We start from the raw sequence: 23,757 nt of genomic DNA, 5'->3' as shown, positions 1-23,757 counted from the left end.
TCGGCAGGGACGACGGAACTTTGATGCGAGATTCGTACCACCAACATTCTTTGGTTGAAACCTCAGTTGAGCAGGCAGTATTGCAAATACTCGACAACTTTTAGTCAATAAACGGACAAATATGAATGTCTTCGTCGCCATTGCGACAATTAATCGCTGTGCCAGAGTAAGCGCAGCAGCTCCAGCTGTTGTAACTCAGGAGGTAATCAGAGCGGTGGAATGAGAAAAGACGGTGGATCTGGTTTAAGCAACCAAGCTCAATGTGAAAAGAAAATCGTTTTGATAGTGGGGTCGTATTCAGGAACGTCGCATTCAAGGCCTGTTCCATACCCTTAAGGTCATCAGTGACTGTCCTGCGTGCTACGACGGGTCTTCGGGTCATTGAACACCTTCATCCGGAACTTGCCTCCTTCGATGCTTTCAATCCATAAGCCCAGGATGTCGTGCGTGCCGTCCGGCAGCACGCCCAGGGCCAGGTAGACGGCGTGTTGCGCGCCACGCTGTCCTCGCGCATCTGCGCGCGCGTCGAAGAACACTACCGGCTACATCGCCTTCAGCGGGCGGGCCTGCCAGGCGGTGATCTCGTCCATGACGGCATCGGTCACCGAACTGATGAACTCGGGCGATACCTCTGTGCCGCACTATTCGGCCAAAGACTTGGATCTCCCGCACGGTCATGCCACGGACGTAAATGGCGATGATCTTGTCATCGAACCCGGTGAAGCGCCGCTCGTGCTTGGGGATCAGGATCGGATCGAAGCTGCCGTCGCGGTCGCGCTGAATGTCGACCCGCAGCGGCCATCTTCGGTTAGCACGGTCTTGGCGCTCTTGCCATTGCTGCGCTGATTGGCCGAACCGACTGGCGCTGCGCGCCGCGCGGGTAGCCCAGGTGTTGACCCAGTTCGGCACCCAGGGCGCGTTTGATCAGGACCTTCTTGAATGACATCGAGGCGTCCTGAACGGCCTCGGCGATCATCGGACACTTCACGAAATAGGCAATCAGGTCCTCAGGGATATGGTCGGCAGTTCACGGTCTGGGGCGTGGTCCGTCTTGGTTTTGCGGGGCATACATGCTCCTTGGCGACATGATATGCCCTAAACACAAAATTTCTGACAGACTCCTGCTGTCGAGGCGCTGGAGGAGGGCCTTTGCGAAATATGGCACGCCGGAGATCGACAACACCGACCAGGGCAGCAAGTTCACCGCCACGGAATTCACCGACGCGCTCAACCTCGGCATCATGCTGTCGATGGACAGCAAGGGCAGTTGGCGCGTCAACGTGTTAGTAGAAGCGACGGAACTTTAGGGAGCTGAAAGTGCCGGTTTCCTTAGCTCTGCCTGTCTTTATTCAAAAACGGCAGCGACAGACGTCGTACCCCGAAGCAGCTTGTATTCATGCAATAAACCGAAAAGTTCGCATACCGTTACATATTTCTCTGGTTTTTTAAACGAAAGATACATCCCGTTCTACCTAATATAAAGTTGAAAGCCCACGGCCGAAGCCGGGAAGATCGGTGAGACCGAAAGCATAGTTGCCATGCTTTTCGGGACCACAAAGCCGGAAATACTGGCGTGCTATGCTCGCTGAATTTGATATTAATCAAGGTGTCGGGCGGCTAGTTTAGTAAATTCTAACAAGCCATGGAGGTGCGGGGGCGCTATTCATGGGTTGTTAACTCGTTTCCACAATGGGAACTTAACCCGCACCGGCGAGCCGGTGCGGGCGTTTCTTTTTGTTCGTGCGATCTGGCGAAATACAGTCTCCCCGAGCGCCCACTACTGAACCACGCCGAGCACGCGATCAAAGTTGGAGCCTCGCGGCGCGGAGCCGCCCCGATTGAGTTCAGGCTCAGCGAGTTGCTCGGCGCCAAGCCTGAGACTCCGCGATGTACTGGAGTCCTTGTTCGCATTGTTCCAGCGACAACAATGTCGGCGTTGCGACATTCAGATCAAGCGATGCGATAAAAGCCATTTCATGGCTTTGCCCCCGGTCGTTGAAGTCAACGACACCGTCGCCCCTAATCTTTGCCGCGACAAATGGTTCGAGCGCATCGTGCAACTGCACCTTTCGCTCCCGCAGCGCTGCGTTGTGGCACGCCGAGCCAGTGGGGTGTTGTTCTTGCTCCATTTGTGCACGGCGATCCAAGCTCCGCAGGCGGCGTAGATCCATACATTCCCAGGGTCATCAAGAGGCGATACGCTGCTTCACTCGCGTTAAGAACCGCCCTGGCGCCACAGTAATTTCAGACCGGCTGGGGAAGTGCAGAAATCGGGCGACCAACGGATGTGGCTGGGCTGTACTTTAGCGCTGTACTTTAGCGGCCCGACGATTCAGTCTGCTCCCACTACTACAACGCACCTATTGCTGGAGCCACTTACGGATAACGGAAGCACTCGAGTATTAGATGCCATGCTACGATGGTCTTGTGGAATGGTAATTACAATCCTGAAATTTCGCCGATCTTCCCAAGTGGAATTCCCGGCAAAAAAATAAAAAAGGAGCGGCGACGGTGCCGAGCTCACGCACAAACTAGCACCACGCCGCCAGCAAGTCTAAATGGCTCTCAAGTGCTCACAGCTTACGAATCTTTGACGCCTGCAGTCCCTTCATACCTTGCGTGATTTCAAATTCTACTTTCGCGCCCTCCTCCAGTGACTTGAAGCCGCCACCTTGGATTTCCTTGTAATGAGCGAACAAGTCTTTACCGCCATCATCGGGCGCGATGAACCCATATCCTTTTTCACTATTGAACCACTTTACAATGCCAGTCGCCATTTCATCCTCAAAGTTGTTACATGTTTGGGCTTGGGCCACATCTCTTGCGTGTCGTGACCCTACTATGTGTGCAATAGCATAATTATAACCACGCTAGCCGCTATGACAACATCGTAATGCGGATTAACCAAGCCTTCTGAAGAAAAACTCAATTCATCTGTGCGCCGACCGAAACTGTCACCAGAGTTCGCACTAAAATGCCGCGGCCTGCCTTCTTCTACGTTGCCTGCCAGAATGCGTATTGCACTAAGTGCTTAGATGAAGCCCAATGCAGTTAGTTCATAAGCGCCAGACGAAAAGAATCGAGCGTTGCCAGAACGCTGTACTCCTTGGCCCCTCCCGCCGCCGGCAAGAAGACACATCTGGCTATCGCTGCGGCCACACATGGGGTTATCAAGACCAAGTTCATTACTGCGGCAGACGTGATGTTGCAACTCGAGGCCGCCAGGCGCCTCGAGCGATACGACTCGGTACTTCGGCACAACATCCTTGGTCCACGTCTGTTGATTGTCGATGAGATTGGCTATCTTCCCTTTGTCCGGGGACCAGACCAGCCACTTCTTTCAGATCGTTGTCAAACGATATGGGCGGGGGCCTCACCAGCAACCTCCCGTTCACCCAATGGGATCAGACCTTCGGCAACACAACATTGGCCGCTGCGATGCTGGACCGAGTCTTCCACAAGGGGGGATAGTTACCGGGCTGAAACAGCAACGCAAAGCCGACCACGTGTCAGCCACCAAAGACTGATTGACTGGTTCACTTATAATTTGCGCGGGCGCTCGAAGTGGCTCAGACTTGGACTGCGCTTGACACGAGTATCCGAAATATCGAACGGCGTGACCAACTGTTCGCATGCATCGGGCGTCCATATCATTGATCTGCACCACCGGCTCAACGAACGCTCGCAACTGTCACGCTCGACAAGAAGTTCGCGCAGCGCCGTATCCGCTCGGCGGCTCAAGACTGTCTGCGATTCACGCGACGTGCTCATCAGCATCCGGACCCGGCCTGTGCCTATTCTGGAGGCGGGCTGCATCGTCTCTCAAGGGAATATGATCAGCTCGAAGCGGGTGCTGCCCGCTAAAACGCTCGGTAAGCCTATCAGCGCTCCCCATGGAACGCAGACTTCTCGAGCGCACATGCAGCGACCATGGTGATAGGGGCTGAAAATAGGCTCAGTCATCAATCCGACTTTTTTGGGCGGGACTCTCCGTGGACACTTCCCGCCGCCGTAGCGTGCTAGCCTTTGTCGGCCCGCGCAGCGTTACTAGACGGCTGCAGGGCCGAGGACGATGCCACGGAGGCCGCGAGGTTCACGTTGTTCTCGGTGATGTCGCCCACCTGCTTGCCTGCTCGCTGCATCGCATCGAGAAAGCTTGTCGTGGCGGTCAGAGTCGACTTCCAGGCGGCCATGGCAGTCCCCGAGCCAGAAGGAGCGACACGCCCGACCGCATCAATATAGTCCTGCATTACGCGCTTGCTCTGTTCATACTGGGCTTCGGCCACCTTCGCAAAATCGGCACGCGTCTCCGCGGCAATCTCGAGCCCTTGCCGGCAGTACGCTTGAGTCTTTTCGGCCAACGGGAGCAAAATCCTGGCTTCCATCACCGGTAGGTCGGCATCGTTCTTGGCTTCAAAGGCCTTGCGCGTGCACGCCTGGGTTTCCGCTAACGTCGATTTCATCGTCTGTAAGTTCAGTTCCGCAACCTTGTGAAATCCATCGAGCGTCCTACTGGTAAGCCCGTACAGGATCTCAATACCCGATTTTTGCGCTGCTGCAATCGTTTCTAGGTCTAACGTAGGCATGATAAAACCCCTGGAAATGTGCCCCAGTTGTCCCAACGAGGGCTTTCACAAGAAATTGTCCGTACAGTTCGATACAAGGATAGCTCTAGCCGGATGGATATCTACCAGCCTTACGACCAGGGCACTCCAGCGTGTCGAGATCTGGGGCATCCACCCCTTCCGAATTCATGAGGACTCAGCATCCCTCCTCCTATGCTTTTCAACTAATGAAACCATTAACGATGCACCGGCGTCACACCTGCTATGGTACTTCACCGCCTGAGCCTGTGCGCCACCGCGAGATTGGCACCAATATCAGTACCGCCGGTAACATTCAATGTACTCTTAGCAACCGCCAGGAAACGTGGAATTGCCGTTGGCATTTGTCAAGATAGTCTTGTTGTGCATCCCAGGCATTGGGTTCTACTTTGGGCGCCAGGCGCCCCCACAAGCGGATCAGCCGTGGAAGGCGGTACTCCATCGTAAAACCAGACTTCACCTGCCGGATTTCCCCCCTCCATCCCAATGTACGACGCGAAGTACAGATCCAGCTGCTCTCGCGTGAAAAGCGTATTAATTGTTGCCTTCTCCATGCCGCAAATCGCTACGTTAGGTAATAATTTCCTACTCCTGTCCCTCTGGAGCATCTTTTGGCGCCACATTCTTGGCAGACCTAATTCTGCGCGCTCTATCACACACTAGACAATCCTCCTATTCGCATGGTCCGTTGGAATAAGCCCTCCCTGCTTGAGCGGGTGGTAACCTCCAGCGTTGCAAAGCGCTCACGTGCGATATCAATCTTCGTACAGAAAAAATGATCCGACTCGATAATTTAAATTAGATTTGAACAAGATCAATTTCAATCCCGCCGAACACCTTGGAAGAGATTCTTTATCGGCCCTACAGGTTCATGATTCCCTGTATCCTGATGACGTGCTCTATGCAGAGTCGGCTTCCAACTGCGAGAGCGAACGTCTTGTTCAACATTGTTGATCAGGTCGGAGCCTTGGCAAGAACTGACAACGCAGTGGATGCGACAGGGACGCTGCGGTGTTGCGCACTCATTGAGTACATGCTCCTTGGCGACATGTTATGCCCTAAACACAAAATTTCTGATAGGCCCTACCAGCGAACAATTCGTTGCGTTCCTTGACTAACGTTGTCGCCAATCAAAGGCCGGAGGACTCCAAGCTAATCAAGTGGAAGTTCGACAATCCATCGCGACCGAGGACGCAGCTTCCGGCGACAGGTTTGTTGTCTGCGTGGAGGTTTGTCTGGCATCAGTTTGCTTTTGACCTACCTTCTGCACCAGGCAGGAGATCCTTCGCGCTTGTGGATGGTGTACTGATTCGTATTTTCTTTGCTAGTGCTGCTCGGTGCTTTCGCATGGTCAAAGAAGCCTTAAAATGAAAAAGACCAGAATTGGGAAATCGCTTCAAAGACAATCTTCTGAAAGCCGAAGCGGAGCGGCAGGACTTTTTTCGTCACCACCTGGACGTGATGATCTACTTCCCGTCGCTTTGAGCTATAGTCTCACGATCAAATCGAAATTCACCGGATGCGTCCCGAACTACCCGAAAACGACGCCGGAAGGCTGACTGACGCACAGGCGCGCCACAGCGCCGGCTGGCGCAGCACGCTTGTCAGCGTGGCGGTCAATATCGGCCTGACCATGGCCCAGGGGGCGGCCGGCATCATCTCCGGCTCGCAGGCGCTGATTGCCGACGCTGCGCATTCGCTGTCCGACCTGCTTTCAGACTTTGTCGTGCTGGCCGCCGGATGGCAAAGCTGCAAGGACCCGGATGCCGATCACCAGTATGGCCACCTGCGCTTCGAAACAGGAGCGTCGCTGGTCCTGGGTGTGCTGCTGCTGACGGTGGCGGCGGGCATGCTGTGGGCAGCACTGGGCAAGCTGCAGCATCCCGCCGGGCTACAGCCGGTTCAGCCAATGGCACTTTGGGTGGCAGTGGTCGCGCTGGCATCCAAGGAGTTGCTGTTCCGCTACATGCTGTCCGTGGCGCGGCGGGTCCGTTCGAGCATGCTGGTAGCCAATGCCTGGCATGCGCGCTCGGATGCGGCTTCGTCGTTGGTGGTGGCGCTTGGCATCGCCGGCAACCTGCTCGGCTATCACAGCCTCGACCCGATCGCGGCAATGGTAGTGGGGCTGATGGTCGCGCGCATGGGGCTGCGCTTCAGTTGGGACGCGCTCAATGACCTGATGGACCGCGCCGCCGACAAAGAAACCGTCGCCGACATTCGCGCCACCATGCTGGGCACGCCCGGCGTGCTCGGCTTGCATGACCTTCGCACCCGCAAGATGGGCGACCAGGTGCTCGTTGATGTCCATCTGGAAATCGAGGCCACGCTGACAGTGGCACAGGGCCATGCGATTGCCGTCGACGCCCGGCGCCGCACGCTGGAGCACCATCGCGTACTCAACGTGATGACCCACGTCGACCCGGTATACTTTACCAAGACCCTCACGGCAGAATAGATGTCGCCCTGTTAGGATTTGAACTTTGGGATATCCAAAAGATTAAAGTGGCTTGGACTCGTTGTCATCGGACGGGGTGGCAAGCTTGGGTGTTCAACGGTCACCGAAAAGAGAAATATGACATCGTGTGTTGTCGTTGCTGGCTGGGTAGGCCGTGGTAGAAGAAAATCGCCTTCCGGATAGGCCATTTTGGAATGATCGCACTCACGCAGTTGGCCCCATAAATTCGGACTGAATGGTCATTCCCGTGGAAGTGTGGCATCCAGGCGAGGTGCCGAACGAGCAATGTCAGTCCGCACAAAAGACGCCGTTACGACGCCGCTCCTACTAGGCATCTTCTAGTGCTGCGCCGAAGGTCACGGAAAGATTGAGCGGAGATGAATTGCAATGAAATTGCACAGCATTTAAGGGGCATCCCTTATAAGGCGAGCCGGCCACGGACTTTTTCCAACCTGAGGCGGGCCACCGCTCTTTCTGACCAAAAATGCCGCAGCCTAACTTCCTTGATCGAAATTAATCACGATTTTTTCGTGCGATTGCCGTTTTTGCCATCACGCTCCAGGCCATAGACGTCACCCTCAAGCCCCCCTTCCACCAGCACCCCGGTGGCACGCTCAAGTCCGAATTCTTTTACCTGAACGAGTTTGCCAATATGGAGCAACTACAGACCGGACGGGCGCGCTACATCCGCTATCACAATCACGACCGCATCAAGTTGAAGCTAAATTGGCTGATTCCTGTGCAATACTGAACTCAGCCTTCGTCTAACTCAAACTGTGGTCAGTTCAAGGTGGCGCCTGAAGGAAATTTAGACAAACTACTAGACACAATGCAGAGCAATGATTGTGGCCGTCAGCCAACTGGATGCCGCGGCCCCAGGCGGGGCGCCAGCATGGCGTCAATCAGAATCAGCTCTTTCAGAATCCGCGACGTGATGTTGGCCGCCGTCGAGGGAGCTGTCTCATTTTTGTGTGCAAGGCGGTTTTGAATTCTGTTAGCCCCGTGCCGCAGTAAATTACTCGCCATACAAAATAGCAAACTGGTTCATGGCGGACTTTCAGTCATAGGTGGTGCGAACCGACTAGGCCAGCACGTTGCGCAGCACCAGCCACAGCAGGTTGACAGCTGCTTCATTCGAGGGGAGGTGCCCTCGGGTTTGATGATCTTGCGCACATGCATATTCAGGCTTTCGATGGCATTCGTAACCGCATGATTGGAACCGGTGCCCTCTTCTCCTCACCGAGTAACTTGGTGTATGGTTCGACCATCGAGACAGGTGCACCGGTGAGCACTTTCATAGATCGAGATTGAAAACAGAGCTCCTCGGCGATGACGAATTCAAGCGATACGAACGGATAGCAGGCAAGCGAGCGCGACCATGCGGTTGAACACACCCGCACGGATGGCCACTTCGGTGGTCTGCAACCCAATTTCGCCTGTCTTGAAGACTTGCGTCCATCGATGGGGTCGGGCAGCCACGACTAGATGAACACCTGCGCAACCAGCGCTAGCATGATACCGACCGCTTGAGCTGCGCACACATATGAAGCTTCATGCCTTAAAAACACTGGGTCATCCTGGCTCAGCAAGGAGTAGCCCTTGCAAACCGGCGTTTAGAATGCCGTCGCATCGTCATTTTGTTGCACACAAGACAGAAGCGTGCCTGAAACACGACAAAGCTAATGGAGATTCGGCATGCAGAGAGCAGGACTATTAGCAATTCGGCTCGATGGCCCGTGATTTGCAAGGTGGTGACGCAAGGAGGTTCTTATGCCAAGAGTGGCAAAACTACAAGGCGCTTCCCCCAACGACAAGGTGTTGCCCTTCCCTGAATCTCTGATGGCTACGTTGGGCGTGGCTTTCGTGGGAACGCTTGTGGCGCTAGACCAGACCATGGTGGGCAATGATCGCGGGCCGATTCGCGTCGACTGGCTGGGGGCGCAGCTGATCGCGGCCGGCCTGGGCAGCATGCAGATGAGCGTGGAACTGTTGCCGGCGCATGGCCTCGACGCCTTTACCGCTGGGCTGCTCGTGCTGACGGCGGTGGCGTCGGCGGCGCTGTGGCAGTGGGAGCGGCGCTGCGCCAATCCGATCCTGCCGGCCGAAATGTTCCGGGACCCCGGGATGGCGCCGCTGTTCAAGCTGGCGGTGTTCACCGGCTTTACCATGTTCGCGCTGTTGCTATATGCGCCGCTGCTGTTCCAGGGCGGGTTCGGCTACTCGCCGAAGCAGGCCGGCGTGCTGATCACGCCGCTGGTGGTCTGCATCACCGTGGGCAGCGTCCTCAATGGCCGCATCGTAACGCGCATCCGACGCCCAAACAATGTGCTCTATGCCGGCTTTGGCATGCGGACACTGTCCTGCCTGGGGTTGTCGCAGGCCACCCGCGGCATGCCGCATGGCGTGCTGATGGCCATCATGCTGGTCAGCGGCCTGGGCCTTGGCTTTAGCATGCCCAACCTGACGGTGTTCGCGCAGCAGACCGCGGGGCGCGAGCACCTCGGCATCGCCACGGCCATACTGCAATCGCTGCGCATGGTCGGTCGCATGGTGGGATCCCGCTTCTCGGGCGGCAGCCGTGCTGGGTGTGTGGAGCGCGCGCCAGGTGCCTTCGATCAAGCCACGCCACGGGCTTGTACCAGTCATGGCGGCGGACTAAAGCTGCGCGGCAGCTTACCCTGAGGAGAAACGATGGATATGGAGCGACAAAGTGTGGCCGTATTGCAGCAACTCGGCCGAACCTATCGCGCCTTTACGGGGGCGTTCGAGAAGCGCATGGGACTACCCTTGCCGCGCTGGCGAATATTACATGCGCTGCATCATCAGGAAGGCGCCATGGGCCAGAAAGCCCTGGCTGACCTCGTCGTCATGGATCCCGGCGCGCTGACCCGCCAGCTAAAAGTTATGCAGGAGCTTGGCTGGATCGAGCGTAGCATGTCGGAACGGGACAACCGCGTCCTCCATGTCACGTTATCGCCTGCCGGGAGGCAGGTGGTGGCGCACGCAATGCCGCTGCGCTCGTCTTTCCTGGAAGCGGCGCTGTCCGAAGTTTCTACGACGACCTTGGATGAACTATCGCGCGGCCTAGCGCAACTTGAGGCTGGAATTGCCCAGGCACAGCGCTGCGCTGCAAATCAAACTAGCCCGCGGAGTACCTAGAGCCCTCCGATCAACAACGCGCGGTTGAGTGCAGCAAGCTTCCACAGCCTACACTCATTGAAGAGGCTGAGCTTCGTGTAAGGTGAGCCGCAATGCTCCAATTAACGCAACGGGCGCTCGGCGCGGCGTCACCGAGGCGGCTGCCTTGACTCTCTTCGAACGCACCTCCGTTGTTGGTTTACCCGATGTCATGAAGGCGCAGTGAGTTCTATATACGGCGGCGACTAGTCCACTGCACCATTGAAAAAACACCAGTTTGTACTTGAATTGGGTGCATGGAAAAATGAACTTGACCGAGTCTGAGCGTGAACAGTTGCAGGCGGCGACTCGGAGCCGCGCCGTACGCGAGGCTTGAAGCCGATTCTTCTGCGTGACGATAGCCACATCGCGTGAAACAATCATGCAACGGCCTGGCTGCGACTCGCGTTTTATCACGCGATGATCCAGCCGGTTTTTGGCCGAGCGGCTGTCCTGCTTGCACGCGAGCCATCCTGAGAGACGGCCACTGCAGCCGCCCGAGGAGTTTGAGGCGCGCGTGCTGAACTCCACGCTCAATTCCAAGCGTGCGCATGGGCCACGTACCCAGAAGCTTGCTGCGGAACTTACGACGTGTCGGTCACGGCTGGTGCAGCGCATCTGCCGCAGACATGGCGTACGCCCGGATCGCTGGGACAAGCATATGATCTCCAATGATCCGCACTTCGAGATCAATGCCGCGGACCTGTACCGGAACCAGCCAGCGCATGCGGTGGTGTTCTCCTTGACCGAGAAGACCGGAGTTCAAGTCCCTGGATAGTAAGGATCGGTGTTGCCGCTGTCGCCGGGAAGCACGGCGCTCTCAACCTGTTTGCCGCACTCAATACGATAAATGTGCCGGTGATCGGCAAGACCGCACCATGCCATACCAGCGATCAATTCGTCGCGTTCCTGAGCGACGTTGTCGCCAGTCAGAGGCCGAAGCAGGAATTCCACCTAATTTGTGACATCATTACCAGCTACAAGACGGATATCGTAGGTACCTTCCTCAATAAGCATCGCGACATCCGGTTGCACTACACGCCGACTTATTCGTCTTGGCTCAATCAAGTGGAAGTACAACGATCCATCGCGACGAATTCGTCCGGTTCCGTTTCAATGACGCGGAGGACTAGGATAAATCGGTGTAACTCCGGACTGTCCAGACTCACCACGCCTGCCTATACCTGCCAAGCAGCCGACAGGAAAAAAATATATCAATAACGCAGGCGGCTGATTACGGCCTCTAACTGAAAGTACTTGTGTCTACGGCGCCTGCCTCTGGTAAGCGATTGCTTAGAAATTGCTGTTGAGCCATGTTGTTACTTCTGCCGATGGCCTTGAGCGGATCGCGCATCACAGCTCTACCAACCTCCATGACGTCGCTCACCACTCGTTGATCGCAACTGCGTTCCGCCCCCCAAAAATTCAAGGCAGCCCATCTGGGGAAACTACAAGGGAGTGCTAGAAGTTGCGTTTCTCGCTCGCGTGTCACCAATGGAACGTTATAATCCAGCAGCGAGCAGATGCCGCCCGCTGAATGCAGTAGCGTTATCTGCGCATGCCAGGATGGTACCACCGTCTCTCGGTAGCCAGGTGTACCGGCCTGCCGGCTCAGGAAGGCACGTAACGGGCTGCCGGGTTCGCTGTCTTCTTGCAATAGGATCCAGGCATTCTCGCTCTTATCCTCGTTGACTCTGCGCGTGGCGCTGACGAGCCGACGCTGCGTTGCCACGATGTTGTGCTGGCGCATACGCTCGGGATGGTGCCCGCTGTCGACGACGAAGGCGCAGTCTAATGCTCCGGCGTCAAGTAGACTGGCAAGCACCGCGTCGGCAATCACCGGCCGCGTGACAAAAGTGTCTTGCGGAAACTCCTCGCCTAAGGCGAACAAGATTTCAGTGATGAGGGGATCGCCAATCGATGCCGAAAAGCCTATTGCTACGCGCCTACCACCCTCCTGACGCTTGATCGTGACCTCCTCTCGGCGTCGAACCAAATCTCCCCATATCTCCAGGATCTGACGCGCTATCTTTTCCAGACGTATCGCATGCGGCGTGGGCACGAGTATGCCGTTTCCTTTGAAGAACAAGGGGTCACCGGTGATCTCGCCCAAGCGATCGAGACTATAGGACACCGTGCTCACGCTGCGCTGGGTGCATGCTGCGACAGCACCCAGGTTACGGTACTCCATAACGAGAACAAAGACTTGCAACAGCTTCGTGTTAACATGACGAATTTCCGACAGCGTAGGATTGGACATTCTACCAATATCACCATGCAATGGTGACGCGAGTCTAAAGGACGGGATGGTATCCAAAAGAAGATAGACATAAGGTCTAGTCCCGTCAATTGATCTGAATCAAATCTTTGCAGGCGATCTGATTGTTCCACAAACTTTCGAAAGATCCTCATGCAGGCGGGCCGCTCATTGAATCGGCGGCTTGTTATGCGTTTAGGTTTCAATACAAGCCAACGCCGGCGAAAGCGGCAGGAGCCCCCAAAGATTGTTAGGGCTGTCAATCTGCAACCTAAACTTCTGATGAGTGCGACGGCAATGCAGGCCGCTACGTTGTACTACATAATGCGCTATGAGCGTAATCGGGTCGACATAGCGCCGTTACCATACATCGCTCCAGTACATCGGTTCACCAAAGACGTGATTCTGTAGCAACCAAGTTACAATCCGTAATTTGCCCCGATCTTTGCAAGTTCCAAGTCAATTATCTTTTTGCTTGCCTAGATTTAATTCGGTTGCGGCACCCAGGATTTTGTGCTACGTTGATATATAAACGTCCCTTCGAGGCTATGTGCCCGGCTTTCTCGCGCAAGCCTGCACACCGGGTGCGTGCAATGCGGGGAATTGTCATCAGGAAGAACAACTGCTTGCGCGTACCTTCTGGCGCTATCATGTGAACAATCAAAGAGGGCTAGTGACGATGAACGTGCGAAATTTTCCGCAGGCGATTGTTTGAGCTAAAAATGGAAGGTAGCTGGACCAACTTCGGTCTGTCCAGGTTCGCGTGAAACAGTCGAACGTGAATCCCCTGGACTGCTTTTCGAGGGTTTTTATCTCCGTGGCATCAGGCACGTTGGAGACCGCCTATGCGTTCATGGCGAATTTCATCGCTACCTACAACGCGCTGTTTGCCAAGGTGCCGGCACCAAATTGAGCGCCACTCTTTGCACATTACCTTTCGTGGTGATGGCCTCTGCCAATATGGACCCGTAATCGAAGTTAGTCCACGACAACTACGCTTCACAAGTGGATGGGCGTATCTCGCGTAGAGTTCATCTTGCAGGCTCATTCGCTTTTTCGGGGCCACCTTTCGTGGAGGGCAAATCACCGGCAGCCGGATGTGCAGCTGAAGACGGTGTTCTGTCTCGCCAAAATGGACGCAACCACGCGCCGAAATCATCGAGGTACGTATAGATCACCGGCACCACCACCAGCGTCAGGATCGACGAGGTGATGATCCCGCCGATCACGGCCTGCCCCATCGGCGCGCGCTGCTCTGCGCCCTCGCCCAGGCTGAAGGCCAGCGGCACCATGCCGAAGATCATCGCCAGCGTCGTCATCAGGATCGGGCGCAGCCGCACGCGCGCGGCTTCGACCAGCGCGGCCTCGCGCGACAGCGGCGCGCGTCCATAGGTGCCGTCCACATCGCCCTGGCGCGCCTGGTTGGCGAAGTCCACCAGCAGGATCGCATTCTTGGTCACCAGCCCCATCAGCATGATGAAACCGATGATCGAGAACATGTTCAGGGTCGAGCCGAACAACAGCAGCGCCGCGAACACGCCGGCCAGCGTCAGCGGCAGCGAGGTCATGATGGCGACCGGCTGGAAGAAGCTGGCGAACTGCGAGGCCAGGATCATGTAGATGAAGATCACCGCCAGCGCCAGCGCCGACACGGCGTAGCCGAACGACTCGTTCATCGACTTGGTCGAGCCACCGAAGCGGTACTTGTAGCCGGCCGGCCAGTTGACACCGTCCAGCGCGGCCTTGACGTCGCGCGCGACTTCGCCGGCCGAGCGCCCGGCCACGTTGGCGGTCAGCTCGATCTCGCGGTTCAGGTCGCGCCGGCTGATCTGGTTGGCGCCGGTGGTGGGCACCAGCTCGGCAATCTGGCGCAGCGCCACCATCCTGGGCGAGCCGTCGGCGTTGGTATGGCTGCTGGCGATCATCAGCGCGCTGAGGTCGGCCATGCCGGTGCGCGCGTCCTTCGGCAGGCGCACGCGCACGTCATAGTTCTTGTCGTCGGGCGCGCGCCAGGAGCTGATGGCATCGCCGGCCAGCAGCGGGCGCAGCGCATTGCCGATCTGCGCCACGCCCACGCCCAGGTCCGAGGCGAGCTCGCGCCGGATGCGGACTTCGATGGTGGGGCGGTCGTCCTTCATGCTTGAATCCAGGTCGGTCAGGCCCGGGATCGCCGCCATGCGCGCGCTGGCTTCGCGCGACAGGCGCCGCAGTTCGTCGAGGTCGTCGCCCTGGATCGACACCTGGATCGCCTTTTGCCCGCCGGCGCCGTCGGGCATGCCGACCATGGTCAGCGTGATGCCGGCGATGCCGGCCAGGCGCTGGCGGATCAGCGGGTTGAGCTGCGCGGTGGTCAGGGTGCGCGCGCGCCGCTCGGTCAGGCGCACCGACACCAGCGCGTTGTTGCGTCCCGAGGCGTTGCCAGAGTTGATGGTGGCGTAGGTGTAGGCCACTTCGGGGAAGGCCTTCAGCGCGGCTTCCACCTGCCGCACCTTGGCTTCGGTGACGTCGAGCGAGGTGCCGACCGGCGTGGTGAAGCCGACCTGGGTCTCGCCGAGGTCGGCATTGGGCACGAACTCGGTGCCGATCAGCGGCACCAGCGCAAAGCTGCCGAAGAAGGTCGCGGCGGCGATGACGGCAGTGGCCAGGCGATGCTTCAGCGCCCAGCCCAGCATGCCGGCGTAGCCGTCGCCGAGCTTGTCCATCCTGGCCGAGAACCAGTCCAGCAGCCGGCCCACCGTGCGTCCGTACCAGCTCTTCTTGTTGCCGGTGCCGTGCAGGTCCGGGTCATGCCAGACCGAAGACAGCATCGGGTCCAGCGTGAACGAGACGAACATCGAGATCAGCACCGCCGCCACCACGGTGATGCCGAACTGGTGGAAGAAGCGGCCGATGATGCCGCCCATGAAGCCCACCGGCAGGAACACCGCGACGATCGAGAAGGTGGTGGCCAGCACCGCCAGCCCGATCTCGTTGGTGCCGTCCAGCGCCGCGCTGCGGTGGTCCTTGCCCATCAGGTTGTGGCGCACGATGTTCTCGCGCACCACGATGGCATCGTCGATCAGCAGGCCCACGCACAGCGACAGCGCCATCAGCGTGATCACGTTGAGGGTGAAGCCGCACAGGTACATCACGCCGAAGGTGCCGATCAGCGCGATCGGCAGCGTCAGCCCGGTAATCACCGTGCTGCGCCACGAGCCGAGAAACAGGAACACGATCGCCACGGTCAGGAAGGCGCCTTCCAGCAGGGTCGAGCGCACCTCCTTCACGCTGCTGCGGATGCGGCGCGCGGTGTCGTTGACCACAGTCAGCTGCACGCCGGCGGGCACCAGCTTGCGCACCTCGTCGGTCATGCGCACCAGGCCGTCGACGGTATCGACCGTGTTCTGGCCCTGCGCCTTCACCACCGACAGGAACAGCGCGCGCTTGCCGTCAAGCAGCGCCAGGCTTTCCTGTTCTTCCTGGCCGTCGCGCACGTCGGCGATCTCGCCCAGCGTTACCGGCTGGCCGGCGCGCCGCGCCACGATGATCTGCCGGAACGCAGCCGGCGTGGGTACGCGCCCCTTGATCTGCACCACGGTCTCGGTCGCCGCGGAACGCAGTTCGCCCGCGGGCAATTCCTGGTTCTCGTTGCGGATCGCGTTCATTACCTGGTCGACGCCGATGCCCAGCGCCTCCAGCTGCGCGGGCCGGATGCGGATCTCGACCTCGCGCTTGGTGCCGCCCACGATATTGATGGCGCCCACGCCGCGCACGGTTTCCAGCCGCTTGCGCACGATCTGGTCGGCGATGGTGGTCAGCTCGCGCTGGCTGCGGCTGGCGCCCGGCGCGTTGGAGACCGACAGATTGAAGATCGGTGCGTCCGAGGGGTCATAGCGCAGCACGCGCGGTTCCTTGACCTCGTCGCGGAACTGCGGGCGGATCAGCGCGATCTTGTCGCGCACGTCCTGCGCGGCCTGGCCGACATCGACGCTCAGGTCGAACTTGATGACGACGACCGAGGTGCCCTGGTACGAGTGCGAAAAGATCTCGTCGATGCCGGAGATGGTGTTGACGATCTCCTCGACCTTGCGCGTGACGCCGGACTCGACCGACTCCGGCGCGGCGCCCGGGTATTCGGTCTGCACCACCACCACCGGGAAGGTGATGTCCGGGAACTGGTCGACCGGCAGCCGCTGGTACGAGAACAGCCCGACCACGATGAAGGCCATCATCATCATGGTGGCCAGCACCGGGTTGCGGATCGACAGGCGGGTGAACCACATGGCGCGCGTCCCCTATGCCGTCAGGCCTTGACGCGCCTGACCTGGCTGCCGCTGCGCAGCGTGCCGAGGTTGTTGCGCACGATCTCGGCGCCGGCGTCGAGGCCGGAGACGATTTCCACCATGCCGCCGGCTTCATCGCGCACGCCGAGCTGTACCGGGCGTTCCGCCAGCGTGTCGCGCTCGATGGCATAGACGAAGGCGCGTTCGCCCTCGGTACGCACCGCCGACACCGGCACCGCCACCACCGCGGCGCGCTGGCCCAGCACCAGTGCGCCGCGCGCGAACATGCCCGCGCGCAATGCCTGGTCGGCATTGTCGACGCGGACATAGACCATGATGCTGCGCGTGCCCTCGCTGACCGCCGGGTTGATGCGCACCAGCTTGCCGGCAAAGCCGCCGGCGCCTTCCACTTCCAGTGCCACCGGCTGGCCCACCGCGGCGCGCGCGACGTCGGCCATCGGGATCGGCGCTTCCAGCTCCAGCACGCGCAGGTCGACCACATCGACCAGGCGCGTATCCGGCGACACCTTCTCGCCCGGCTGCACCGCGCGCGCGGCCACCATGCCGTCGAGCGGCGCCTTGACCACGGTGTCGGCCAGCGCCTTCTGCGCCACCGCCTGCCCGCCCTGGGCGGCGTCGAGGTTGGCTTGCGCCACCGCCAGGTCGGACTGGTACTTGTCGAAGGCGGTCTGCGAGATAAAGCCCTTGCCGACCAGTTCGCGGTTGCGTTCCCAGGTCTGGCGCGAGTTCTCGAACTGGCCGCGCGCGGCCAGCATCTGCCCGCGCGCCTGCGCGGCCCGGGCCTCGTATTCGGCCGGGTCGATGCGCACGATGACCTGCCCGGCGCGCACCGGTTCGCCTTCGCGCACCAGCACCTGCTTTACTTCGCCGGAGACCTTGGCCTTGACCGAGGCCTGGTTCAGCGCGCGCAGGCTGCCCGACAGCGGCAGCGACAGTTGCAGGTCCTGGCGCGCCACCTGAACCAAGTCGGTCTGTAGGAATTCGACGCCGATGGCCTCCTCAGGTCCAAACATCCGATGCGAACTTCTAGCGGTGCGCACATAGGTCACAATACCCAGCACTAAAATAGCGCAGCCAATAGTGACTAGCAGGTTCTTTCGTTTCATGTCGGCCTTTTGGGCGGTTACTGGCTTAGGCGGCGCCCCCCCTACCCATCCTCAAGGCTTGCCCGAACATATCGTCGCGGAAATACTCTGCGACACCTCGGGACTTCTTTTGGGTCACTCACGCTCAGTCCCTTGCCAAAAGCGTGATCACTATAAGCATCCGCCAGCACACGGCTCTTAGGCCTGCGACTTGGCATGCCCAACGAGAACACACACAACGGTACAAGCCCGGTGAATTTAATGACCCGCTATACAAAGAACCTCTCATTTTCCCAATTATCTGCCGCACGATCATAGCCTGTCCGTCAGTCAGACCTGAATTGCGCGTAGGAATTCCCTGATAGATCCTCAATCTGATGGCGCACGGTAAATACAGCGGCAAACATTTTAGTGCTGTCGAGCGCCGAGTAAAGAATGTTTTCGTTAAAGCACGATCCCTCATAGGTACTTCCGTATGCTTCATTTGTGCTGGAATTGGCTTTCAAGTGGCTGGCCTGCTCAACGACCTCTCATTCGTGACGCAGCGCAAGATCGGACCCGACCGCAAGAGGCCGGGCTCAGTAGAACCCACGAGGAATCGCCCGAGTACATGTAGCCACAACGCACATCCCTATCCGAAGCGGTTAGCAAGGTCATGCATTGCGAGGAGTGCGGGGCGCGGTGCCATCAAGTTCACAGACGGTAGTTCCCGAGTCAGGGATCTGCCGCTGTTCGAGTACCGCGCTGCGCCGCACTTCCCGCGACGTGGGGTGTGGTGCAGCCAGTGCGGCGGCCCCGGCTTGAACGGTTGGAATGGCTCGGACGCGATCAACGCGTCACGGCCCGGCTAGCGCAAGTCCGCGGCCATTTGCTACGCAGCTGCACGGTGCAGGCCGTGGGGGCCTTCTACGATCTGGGCTGGCATACGGTCAAATCCATCGACAAGGCACGCCTGCGCGAGCCTGTGGTCGAGCCGGACTGGCCCACAATCCCTTATCCGACCATGGACGAACACCCTGCACAAGGGACATCGCTACGCCACAGTGGTCGTCGATCCGATCGGACGGCAAGTGTTCTGGATCGGAAAGGGCCGCTCGCGCGAGACTGCCCGAGCGTTCTTCGAGCAACTCTAACCGGACGCGGCCAAGCCCGTCGCGGCAGCCGCCCATCGACATGACGACCGCCTACGAGCTGGAGATTCTGGAGCATTTTCCGCAAGCCGAGGTAGTCTATGACCTGTTCCACGTCGTGGCCAAGTACGGGTGCGAGGTCATGGACCGGGTTCGCGTCGACCAGGCCAATCGCCTGCGGCACGATCGCCCGACCAGGCGGGTGCTCAAGTCCACGCGCTGGCTGCTGCAGCGCAACCAACAGAATCTGAGTGCCCCTCAGGCGGTGCATCTGGACGAGGTGCTGCAAGCCAATAGGCCGTTGATGACCGCCTACATCTTACGAGATGACTCAAGCGGCTGTGGTTCTAACGCCGACCGGGATGGGCGCAGAAGGCCTCGGAGCAGCGGGCGCGCAGGCATGGCCGAGCTGCATTCCTGCCCTCAATGTTCGCCCAGCGCCTGAAGGCCTACTGGCACGGCATCGTTGCCCGCTGCCGGCAGCCGTTGAACACGAGCGTGGTCGAGGGGATCAACAACACCATTAAGGTCATCAAGCGGCTTGTCTACGGCTACCGCGACGAGGAGTACTTCTTCCTCAAAATCCGCGCGGCCTTCCCCGGAATTCCTCGTTGAGCCAAACAAAATGCCCAAACAGGACGGGAACCTTGGCGTGTTTGTCGCAACAGTGTTGCCATGGCTTCGCGGTCACGAACGGAGCAGCAAAGGTCAGCTTTACGACAAAATCGTCATCTTCCCCACCAATAGTCGCCGCTATTGACCATATAGCGACATACCAAGAAAGAAAGTAAAGAGTGTCTTTACTGTATCAGCAAACGGATCATTGCTACTTGTCTCGATCAAAAATTCCCACAGCCTATCGAGATCCAGACAAAGCCCGCAGCCAGTACCGAAGGCCCCAATAGCCCAGTCATGTCACGCGCGTCGAAGATCCACACCAACCCGCATAGACATTCAAGGGGCCACGATCCCCTGGTCATTTCCTTCAAAGTCTCCGCTCTCAATCAATCCATTGAGTTGTGAGTATATATGATTTTAAGTTTGGCACGCATGTTGCTCGAAGTACTCGCAGAGCGTCGATGTGAAAATTACCAAATGCCACATAATTTCGCTCTATTCGGACCACAAATTCACCCTCCATTACGGAAACATATAAGGTAGCCTCCAAAGAACCAGCAGGTCGATATATCCTGGAAGACCCGTCTTCTACGAAACTTATTAATAGCCTGGAGATCAATAAATTGGACAAATCAACTTCCTCCTTGAGCATTTTCTCGGACGTCGCCCCCTTCAAAAACACAAAAGCCAAAACATTAATCGCCCTTAGATCCGCCGCCTCGAAATTCCACGTCTATCCGCTTCATCGTGTGACGCATGCACAATGGAGCACGAATTCCACAAAAATTGTCAAACTAATCAAAATATCTTTTGGAATATCGGAGCCTCTAGCAGTTCGATCTAGCGCAGCATCCGAGGATAGTCTGGAGCAATCTAAAGCCGGCCAGTACCTTTCTGTCTTAGATGTTCGTACCGATGAGCAACTGATTCAAGCAATAGGTGATGTTTTCTCTTCGTACGGCACCCCATTGCCATCCGACGAGGTGTTCGTCCAACCGATGGCTAAAGATATTGCAGTAAGTGGCGTTGTCATGACTTGCGACCCTGAATCTGGCCTTCCATACTATATTATCAGTTACGATGAGAGCGGCGATACCACAGTTGTGACTTCCGGTGGAAACGGTACCCGCACTTACATATTTTTACCAGGCCACGACGCACCGGAGCCTCTCCGCTGTTTGGTGCCAGCAATCGAAGAAGTGATCGAAATTGTCGGTATTAAAGAGGTAGATATCGAATTCGGGATCTCGAATAATGGAACCGTGGTGATCTTTCAGGTAAGGCCAATCACAGCCCCGCGGAAATGTGGATATAGCGTTGGTCACCTTGACAAGCTTTTACAATCACTGAATTGCGTTGAAGCTTCGATCGAGGACGTCAACAGCTTCAATAACGGCCAGGGACTCGTAGGGGAAGTTCTCGGAGTCATGCCGGATGTGAACCCCGCCGAGTTGATAGGAACTAAGCCAAGGCCATTGGCCGCCTCCATCTTTCGTCACCTGTTCACTAATACCGCTTGGGCTTCCGCGCGGGCAAATTTCGGATACCGAGATTTGCGCGCAGTTCCCCTCATGCATATGATTGGCGGCACACCATATGTTTCTGTATCAGCAAGCGTAGCCTCATTTTTACCGGCCACATTGCCCCATTCCATAGCAAAAAAAATCATCATCGAAGCTCAACGCAATTTAATTCTAAAGCCAGAGCTTCATGACAAAATAGAATTTCGCGTTGTTCCAACTTGCCTCAAACCAAGAATGAGGGACGGCCACTGGCGCGAGCTATTTCCAAGCCTTTCTGAGAACGAATGGGCTTCGTACCTGGATCTGCTACGTACCTTAACGAACCGCATTATCACTGGCGACGACCTTTTTGATCGTGCTAGACACAGCATCGAAGCATTAGAATCCGCTGCAAGATTTATAAATTGGGATGAGGACCACGGATTGCTTGATGTACTATCGTTGATCGAAAAAGTGCACGTGCATGGCACAGTACTATTCTCTGAGATCGCGAGAGCGGCCTTCGTAGCGACGGACATTCTCAAGTCATTAGAGTCTGAAAAATTGCTTCGCCCGGGGTTCCTGGATGCCGTCGTGCGCGCCTCCGACTCCGTTGCAGCCCAACTAGTAAACGATTTTTCCGCACTACAGCCTGCAGAATTTCTAAAATTACACGGCCATATTCGCCCTGGCACATACGAGATCACCGTTCCTCGATACGACGATCCTATTAGTAAATACTTCGACTGGATGAATCGCACCATCAAGGAGGAGCCGACAGAAGTATCCGCCATCGACTTGGCTCTGTCACCCGCTCAGATATCAGCCCTTTCTTCCGAGTTTGATCGAACCGGCTACGCTTTCGATTGGCCGATATTTGAGGCCTTTGCAATGAAGGCGATTCAGGGCCGTGAACGCGTGAAGCATTCTTTTAGCCGGCTAATTTCGGACGCCTTGGAGATGCTCGCACTCGTCGGAGCAAATCTTGGTCTTAGCAGGGACGATCTGTCGTTCCTTACGATGCCCGACATTGCATTTTCTTTAGAGATTCGCTCCAATCATTCGACCTTTCTTCGGTCTGCAGTCGAGAGAAATCGACAGCACTGGGAAACAACCAGATATCTGCGCCTGCCTGATCTGTTGTGCACACCGAAAGACATCTTCGGCTTCCATGTCTTCCACTCCCGCCCGAGCTTCATCACCGAGATCACAGTTGAGGGGGTTGTCACGGATGTATATGGTTCGTCTTTCAAGGACAGTATCGTATTTATGGAGAATGCTGACCCCGGTTTTGACTGGATATTCACGCACGGCGTCAAGGGGTTCATCACGAAGTACGGTGGCGAAAATTCACATATGTCAATCAGAGCGCGCGAACTTGGTGTTCCCGCCGTTATCGGTGCCGGCAGCCGCTTTGAACAATGGCGGAACGCACGCGTTATTCGACTCGAATGTGCAGCGCAACGCGTCCAGGTTCTCGGTTGAGCTATGTTTCGTAAAGAACTGAGGAAATACGGAGTACGGCGATGCCCGCGCCGCATTAGAACGCTCCCACGAGCGGCCTTACCGAGACTCGTGAAGACCTCATAGCCAAGTTGCTTCGCTTGGCCCTCGGCAGGCACACCTTTTCCGATCCTGCCGAGGCTGTCAGCCTTCGACATCCCTATTCCAGGATGATCTTGCGCGACAGAGGCCCTGATGTTCTCATAGTGTGTATAAACCGGGGACATAGGTAACACCTGTTCGGGGACATGGGTAACACAACTAGACTGGCTGGCAGTGTCTTTTGGGAGACCTGCCATGCCATGGAAGGAAGTGTCACTCATGGATCAACTCAGGGAACTGATGATCCGGGCCAGCCAGCCGGGAGCGAACCGGCGGGAGTGGCCAGGCGATGGGGCATCGCTCCGAAGACGTTGTACAAGTGGCTGTCGCCCTACGCCGAGTCGGGCGAAGGTGAGGTGCGACCAGCGTGCTGAGACGGTCCAGTCCAAGCTGATTGCGACGTTTCGCCGCTACGGCTTGCCGCAGCGCATGACGATGGACAACGGTCCGCCATGAAGCGGCGATTCTGACGGCCTGGGATATACGGTGCTAACGGTCTGGCTGATACAGTTGGGCATCAAGGTCAGTCATTCAAGGCCATATCACCCCCAGACACAAGGCAAGGACGAGCGGTTTCACCGCACCCTCAAGGTCGAGCTATTGCAGCATCGGCGTTTTGCGGACAACGACGAAGCGCAGCGCGTTTTCGACCGCTATCGCGAAACCTACAACGGCAAGCGCCCGCACGAAGCATTGGGCATGGCGGTGCCCATGCAGCGCTATCGTGCCAGCGTCATTGCGTATCCGGAGATACTGCCAGCCGCCGAGTACCTGTCCTGTGACAAGGTCTATAAAGTTGACAGGTCCGCGCGCATTGAAGTTGGCCGACGGCGCTTCAAGATTGGCAAGGCGTTCATCGGCCAGCGCATTGCCTTGCGACCCACGGCGCAGGACGGCTGCTACCGAGTGTGGTTCAGCCGCGTTGAGATCGGAGAAATTGATCTGCGCGCATCATGATGCGCGCAGATCACGTGTCACCTATGTCTCCGAACACCTGTCACCCATGTCTCCGGTCTGTACAGTGGGTAGGGGGTAACCAGC

15 protein-coding genes and 6 pseudogenes are annotated in these 23,757 nt (G+C 57.5%); 11 read left to right on the top strand and 10 right to left on the bottom strand.

Annotation, left to right across the window (positions count from 1 at the left end; all coding sequences use genetic code 11):
- Window positions 1-289: 289 nt before the first annotated feature.
- A pseudogene (locus tag CBM2588_RS29140) lies at window positions 290-1,068 on the bottom strand (IS256 family transposase); the annotation flags it as partial.
- Between the two features lie 2 nt (window positions 1,069-1,070).
- Between CBM2588_RS29140 and CBM2588_RS31715 the strand changes: the two are divergent.
- Window positions 1,071-1,307: a hypothetical protein gene (locus tag CBM2588_RS31715; protein WP_115683832.1), complete on the top strand. Its 237-nt coding sequence runs from the start codon at window positions 1,071-1,073 to the stop codon at window positions 1,305-1,307.
- A 543-nt stretch (window positions 1,308-1,850) separates the two neighbouring features.
- Here CBM2588_RS31715 and CBM2588_RS29130 read toward each other — a convergent pair.
- Both CBM2588_RS29130 and CBM2588_RS29125 read right to left on the bottom strand, forming a co-directional pair.
- Window positions 1,851-2,129, bottom strand: a complete 279-nt coding sequence (locus tag CBM2588_RS29130) for a hypothetical protein (protein ID WP_231942340.1) — start codon at window positions 2,127-2,129, stop codon at window positions 1,851-1,853.
- Between the two features lie 444 nt (window positions 2,130-2,573).
- Window positions 2,574-2,777, bottom strand: a complete 204-nt coding sequence (locus CBM2588_RS29125) for a cold-shock protein (protein WP_115683831.1) — start codon at window positions 2,775-2,777, stop codon at window positions 2,574-2,576.
- A 292-nt stretch (window positions 2,778-3,069) separates the two neighbouring features.
- On the opposite strand from CBM2588_RS29125, the pseudogene CBM2588_RS29120 reads away from it, so the two are divergent.
- Window positions 3,070-3,527, top strand: a pseudogene (locus CBM2588_RS29120) (ATP-binding protein); the annotation flags it as partial.
- A 492-nt stretch (window positions 3,528-4,019) separates the two neighbouring features.
- Here the strand turns inward: CBM2588_RS29120 and phaP are convergent.
- Window positions 4,020-4,586 (bottom strand): TIGR01841 family phasin, encoded by a 567-nt coding sequence (phaP, locus tag CBM2588_RS29115; protein WP_115684024.1) that lies wholly within the window; start codon window positions 4,584-4,586, stop codon window positions 4,020-4,022.
- A 1,537-nt stretch (window positions 4,587-6,123) separates the two neighbouring features.
- Between phaP and CBM2588_RS29110 the strand changes: the two genes are divergently transcribed.
- Complete coding sequence (locus CBM2588_RS29110; RefSeq protein ID WP_115683830.1) at window positions 6,124-7,059, top strand: cation diffusion facilitator family transporter; 936 nt, start codon at window positions 6,124-6,126, stop codon at window positions 7,057-7,059.
- A gap of 607 nt (window positions 7,060-7,666) precedes the next feature.
- Window positions 7,667-7,810: pseudogene (locus CBM2588_RS29105) on the top strand (IS3 family transposase); the annotation flags it as partial.
- A 264-nt stretch (window positions 7,811-8,074) separates the two neighbouring features.
- Here CBM2588_RS29105 and CBM2588_RS29100 read toward each other — a convergent pair.
- A pseudogene (locus tag CBM2588_RS29100) lies at window positions 8,075-8,262 on the bottom strand (transposase); the annotation flags it as partial.
- Window positions 8,263-8,970: 708 nt separating this feature from the next.
- Here CBM2588_RS29100 and CBM2588_RS29095 point away from each other — a divergent pair.
- Window positions 8,971-9,660, top strand: a pseudogene (locus CBM2588_RS29095) (MFS transporter); the annotation flags it as partial.
- Between the two features lie 90 nt (window positions 9,661-9,750).
- Window positions 9,751-10,218 (top strand): MarR family winged helix-turn-helix transcriptional regulator, encoded by a 468-nt coding sequence (locus tag CBM2588_RS29090; protein WP_115683829.1) that lies wholly within the window; start codon window positions 9,751-9,753, stop codon window positions 10,216-10,218.
- A 616-nt stretch (window positions 10,219-10,834) separates the two neighbouring features.
- Here the strand turns inward: CBM2588_RS29090 and CBM2588_RS31410 are convergent.
- A complete protein-coding gene (locus tag CBM2588_RS31410) occupies window positions 10,835-10,963 on the bottom strand; it encodes a hypothetical protein (protein WP_269462458.1) in 129 nt (42 codons plus the stop codon).
- A 35-nt stretch (window positions 10,964-10,998) separates the two neighbouring features.
- Window positions 10,999-11,190: a hypothetical protein gene (locus CBM2588_RS31185; protein ID WP_231942339.1), complete on the bottom strand. Its 192-nt coding sequence runs from the start codon at window positions 11,188-11,190 to the stop codon at window positions 10,999-11,001.
- Between CBM2588_RS31185 and CBM2588_RS31585 the strand changes: the two genes are divergently transcribed.
- Window positions 11,095-11,457 carry a transposase gene (locus tag CBM2588_RS31585; RefSeq protein WP_368666649.1) on the top strand — a complete coding sequence of 121 codons (363 nt, stop codon included), beginning with the start codon at window positions 11,095-11,097 and terminating at the stop codon, window positions 11,455-11,457. The two genes, CBM2588_RS31185 and CBM2588_RS31585, sit on opposite strands and share 96 nt — an antisense overlap.
- Window positions 11,458-11,479: 22 nt before the next feature.
- On the opposite strand, the gene CBM2588_RS29080 is transcribed toward CBM2588_RS31585, so the two are convergent.
- Complete coding sequence (locus CBM2588_RS29080) at window positions 11,480-12,496, bottom strand: LysR family transcriptional regulator (RefSeq protein WP_115683827.1); 1,017 nt, start codon at window positions 12,494-12,496, stop codon at window positions 11,480-11,482.
- 760 nt (window positions 12,497-13,256) lie between these two features.
- Between CBM2588_RS29080 and CBM2588_RS31180 the strand changes: the two genes are divergently transcribed.
- Window positions 13,257-13,406 (top strand): hypothetical protein, encoded by a 150-nt coding sequence (locus CBM2588_RS31180; RefSeq protein WP_159373684.1) that lies wholly within the window; start codon window positions 13,257-13,259, stop codon window positions 13,404-13,406.
- Between the two features lie 118 nt (window positions 13,407-13,524).
- On the opposite strand, the gene CBM2588_RS29075 is transcribed toward CBM2588_RS31180, so the two are convergent.
- Both CBM2588_RS29075 and CBM2588_RS29070 read right to left on the bottom strand, forming a co-directional pair.
- Complete coding sequence (locus CBM2588_RS29075; protein WP_115683826.1) at window positions 13,525-16,755, bottom strand: efflux RND transporter permease subunit; 3,231 nt, start codon at window positions 16,753-16,755, stop codon at window positions 13,525-13,527.
- A gap of 20 nt (window positions 16,756-16,775) precedes the next feature.
- The gene (locus CBM2588_RS29070; protein ID WP_373427218.1) at window positions 16,776-17,789 is read right to left on the bottom strand and encodes an efflux RND transporter periplasmic adaptor subunit; all 1,014 of its coding nucleotides are present in this window, start codon (window positions 17,787-17,789) and stop codon (window positions 16,776-16,778) included.
- A gap of 715 nt (window positions 17,790-18,504) precedes the next feature.
- Between CBM2588_RS29070 and CBM2588_RS29065 the strand changes: the two are divergent.
- The 3 genes and pseudogenes from CBM2588_RS29065 to CBM2588_RS31710 all read left to right on the top strand — a co-directional run.
- Window positions 18,505-19,606 (top strand): annotated as a pseudogene (locus CBM2588_RS29065) (ISL3 family transposase); the annotation flags it as partial.
- A gap of 626 nt (window positions 19,607-20,232) precedes the next feature.
- A complete protein-coding gene (locus tag CBM2588_RS29060; RefSeq protein WP_231942338.1) occupies window positions 20,233-22,596 on the top strand; it encodes a PEP/pyruvate-binding domain-containing protein in 2,364 nt (787 codons plus the stop codon).
- A 630-nt stretch (window positions 22,597-23,226) separates the two neighbouring features.
- Window positions 23,227-23,673, top strand: coding sequence for an integrase core domain-containing protein (locus CBM2588_RS31710; RefSeq protein WP_373424464.1), 447 nt, complete (start codon window positions 23,227-23,229; stop codon window positions 23,671-23,673).
- Window positions 23,674-23,757: the final 84 nt, after the last annotated feature.

It is taken from the genome of Cupriavidus taiwanensis, from assembly GCF_900250075.1.
Taxonomy (GTDB): Bacteria; Pseudomonadota; Gammaproteobacteria; order Burkholderiales; family Burkholderiaceae; genus Cupriavidus; species Cupriavidus taiwanensis_C.
The sequence above is the reverse complement of the archived record's forward strand: the minus strand, read 5'-3'. Positions and strand labels throughout refer to the sequence as shown.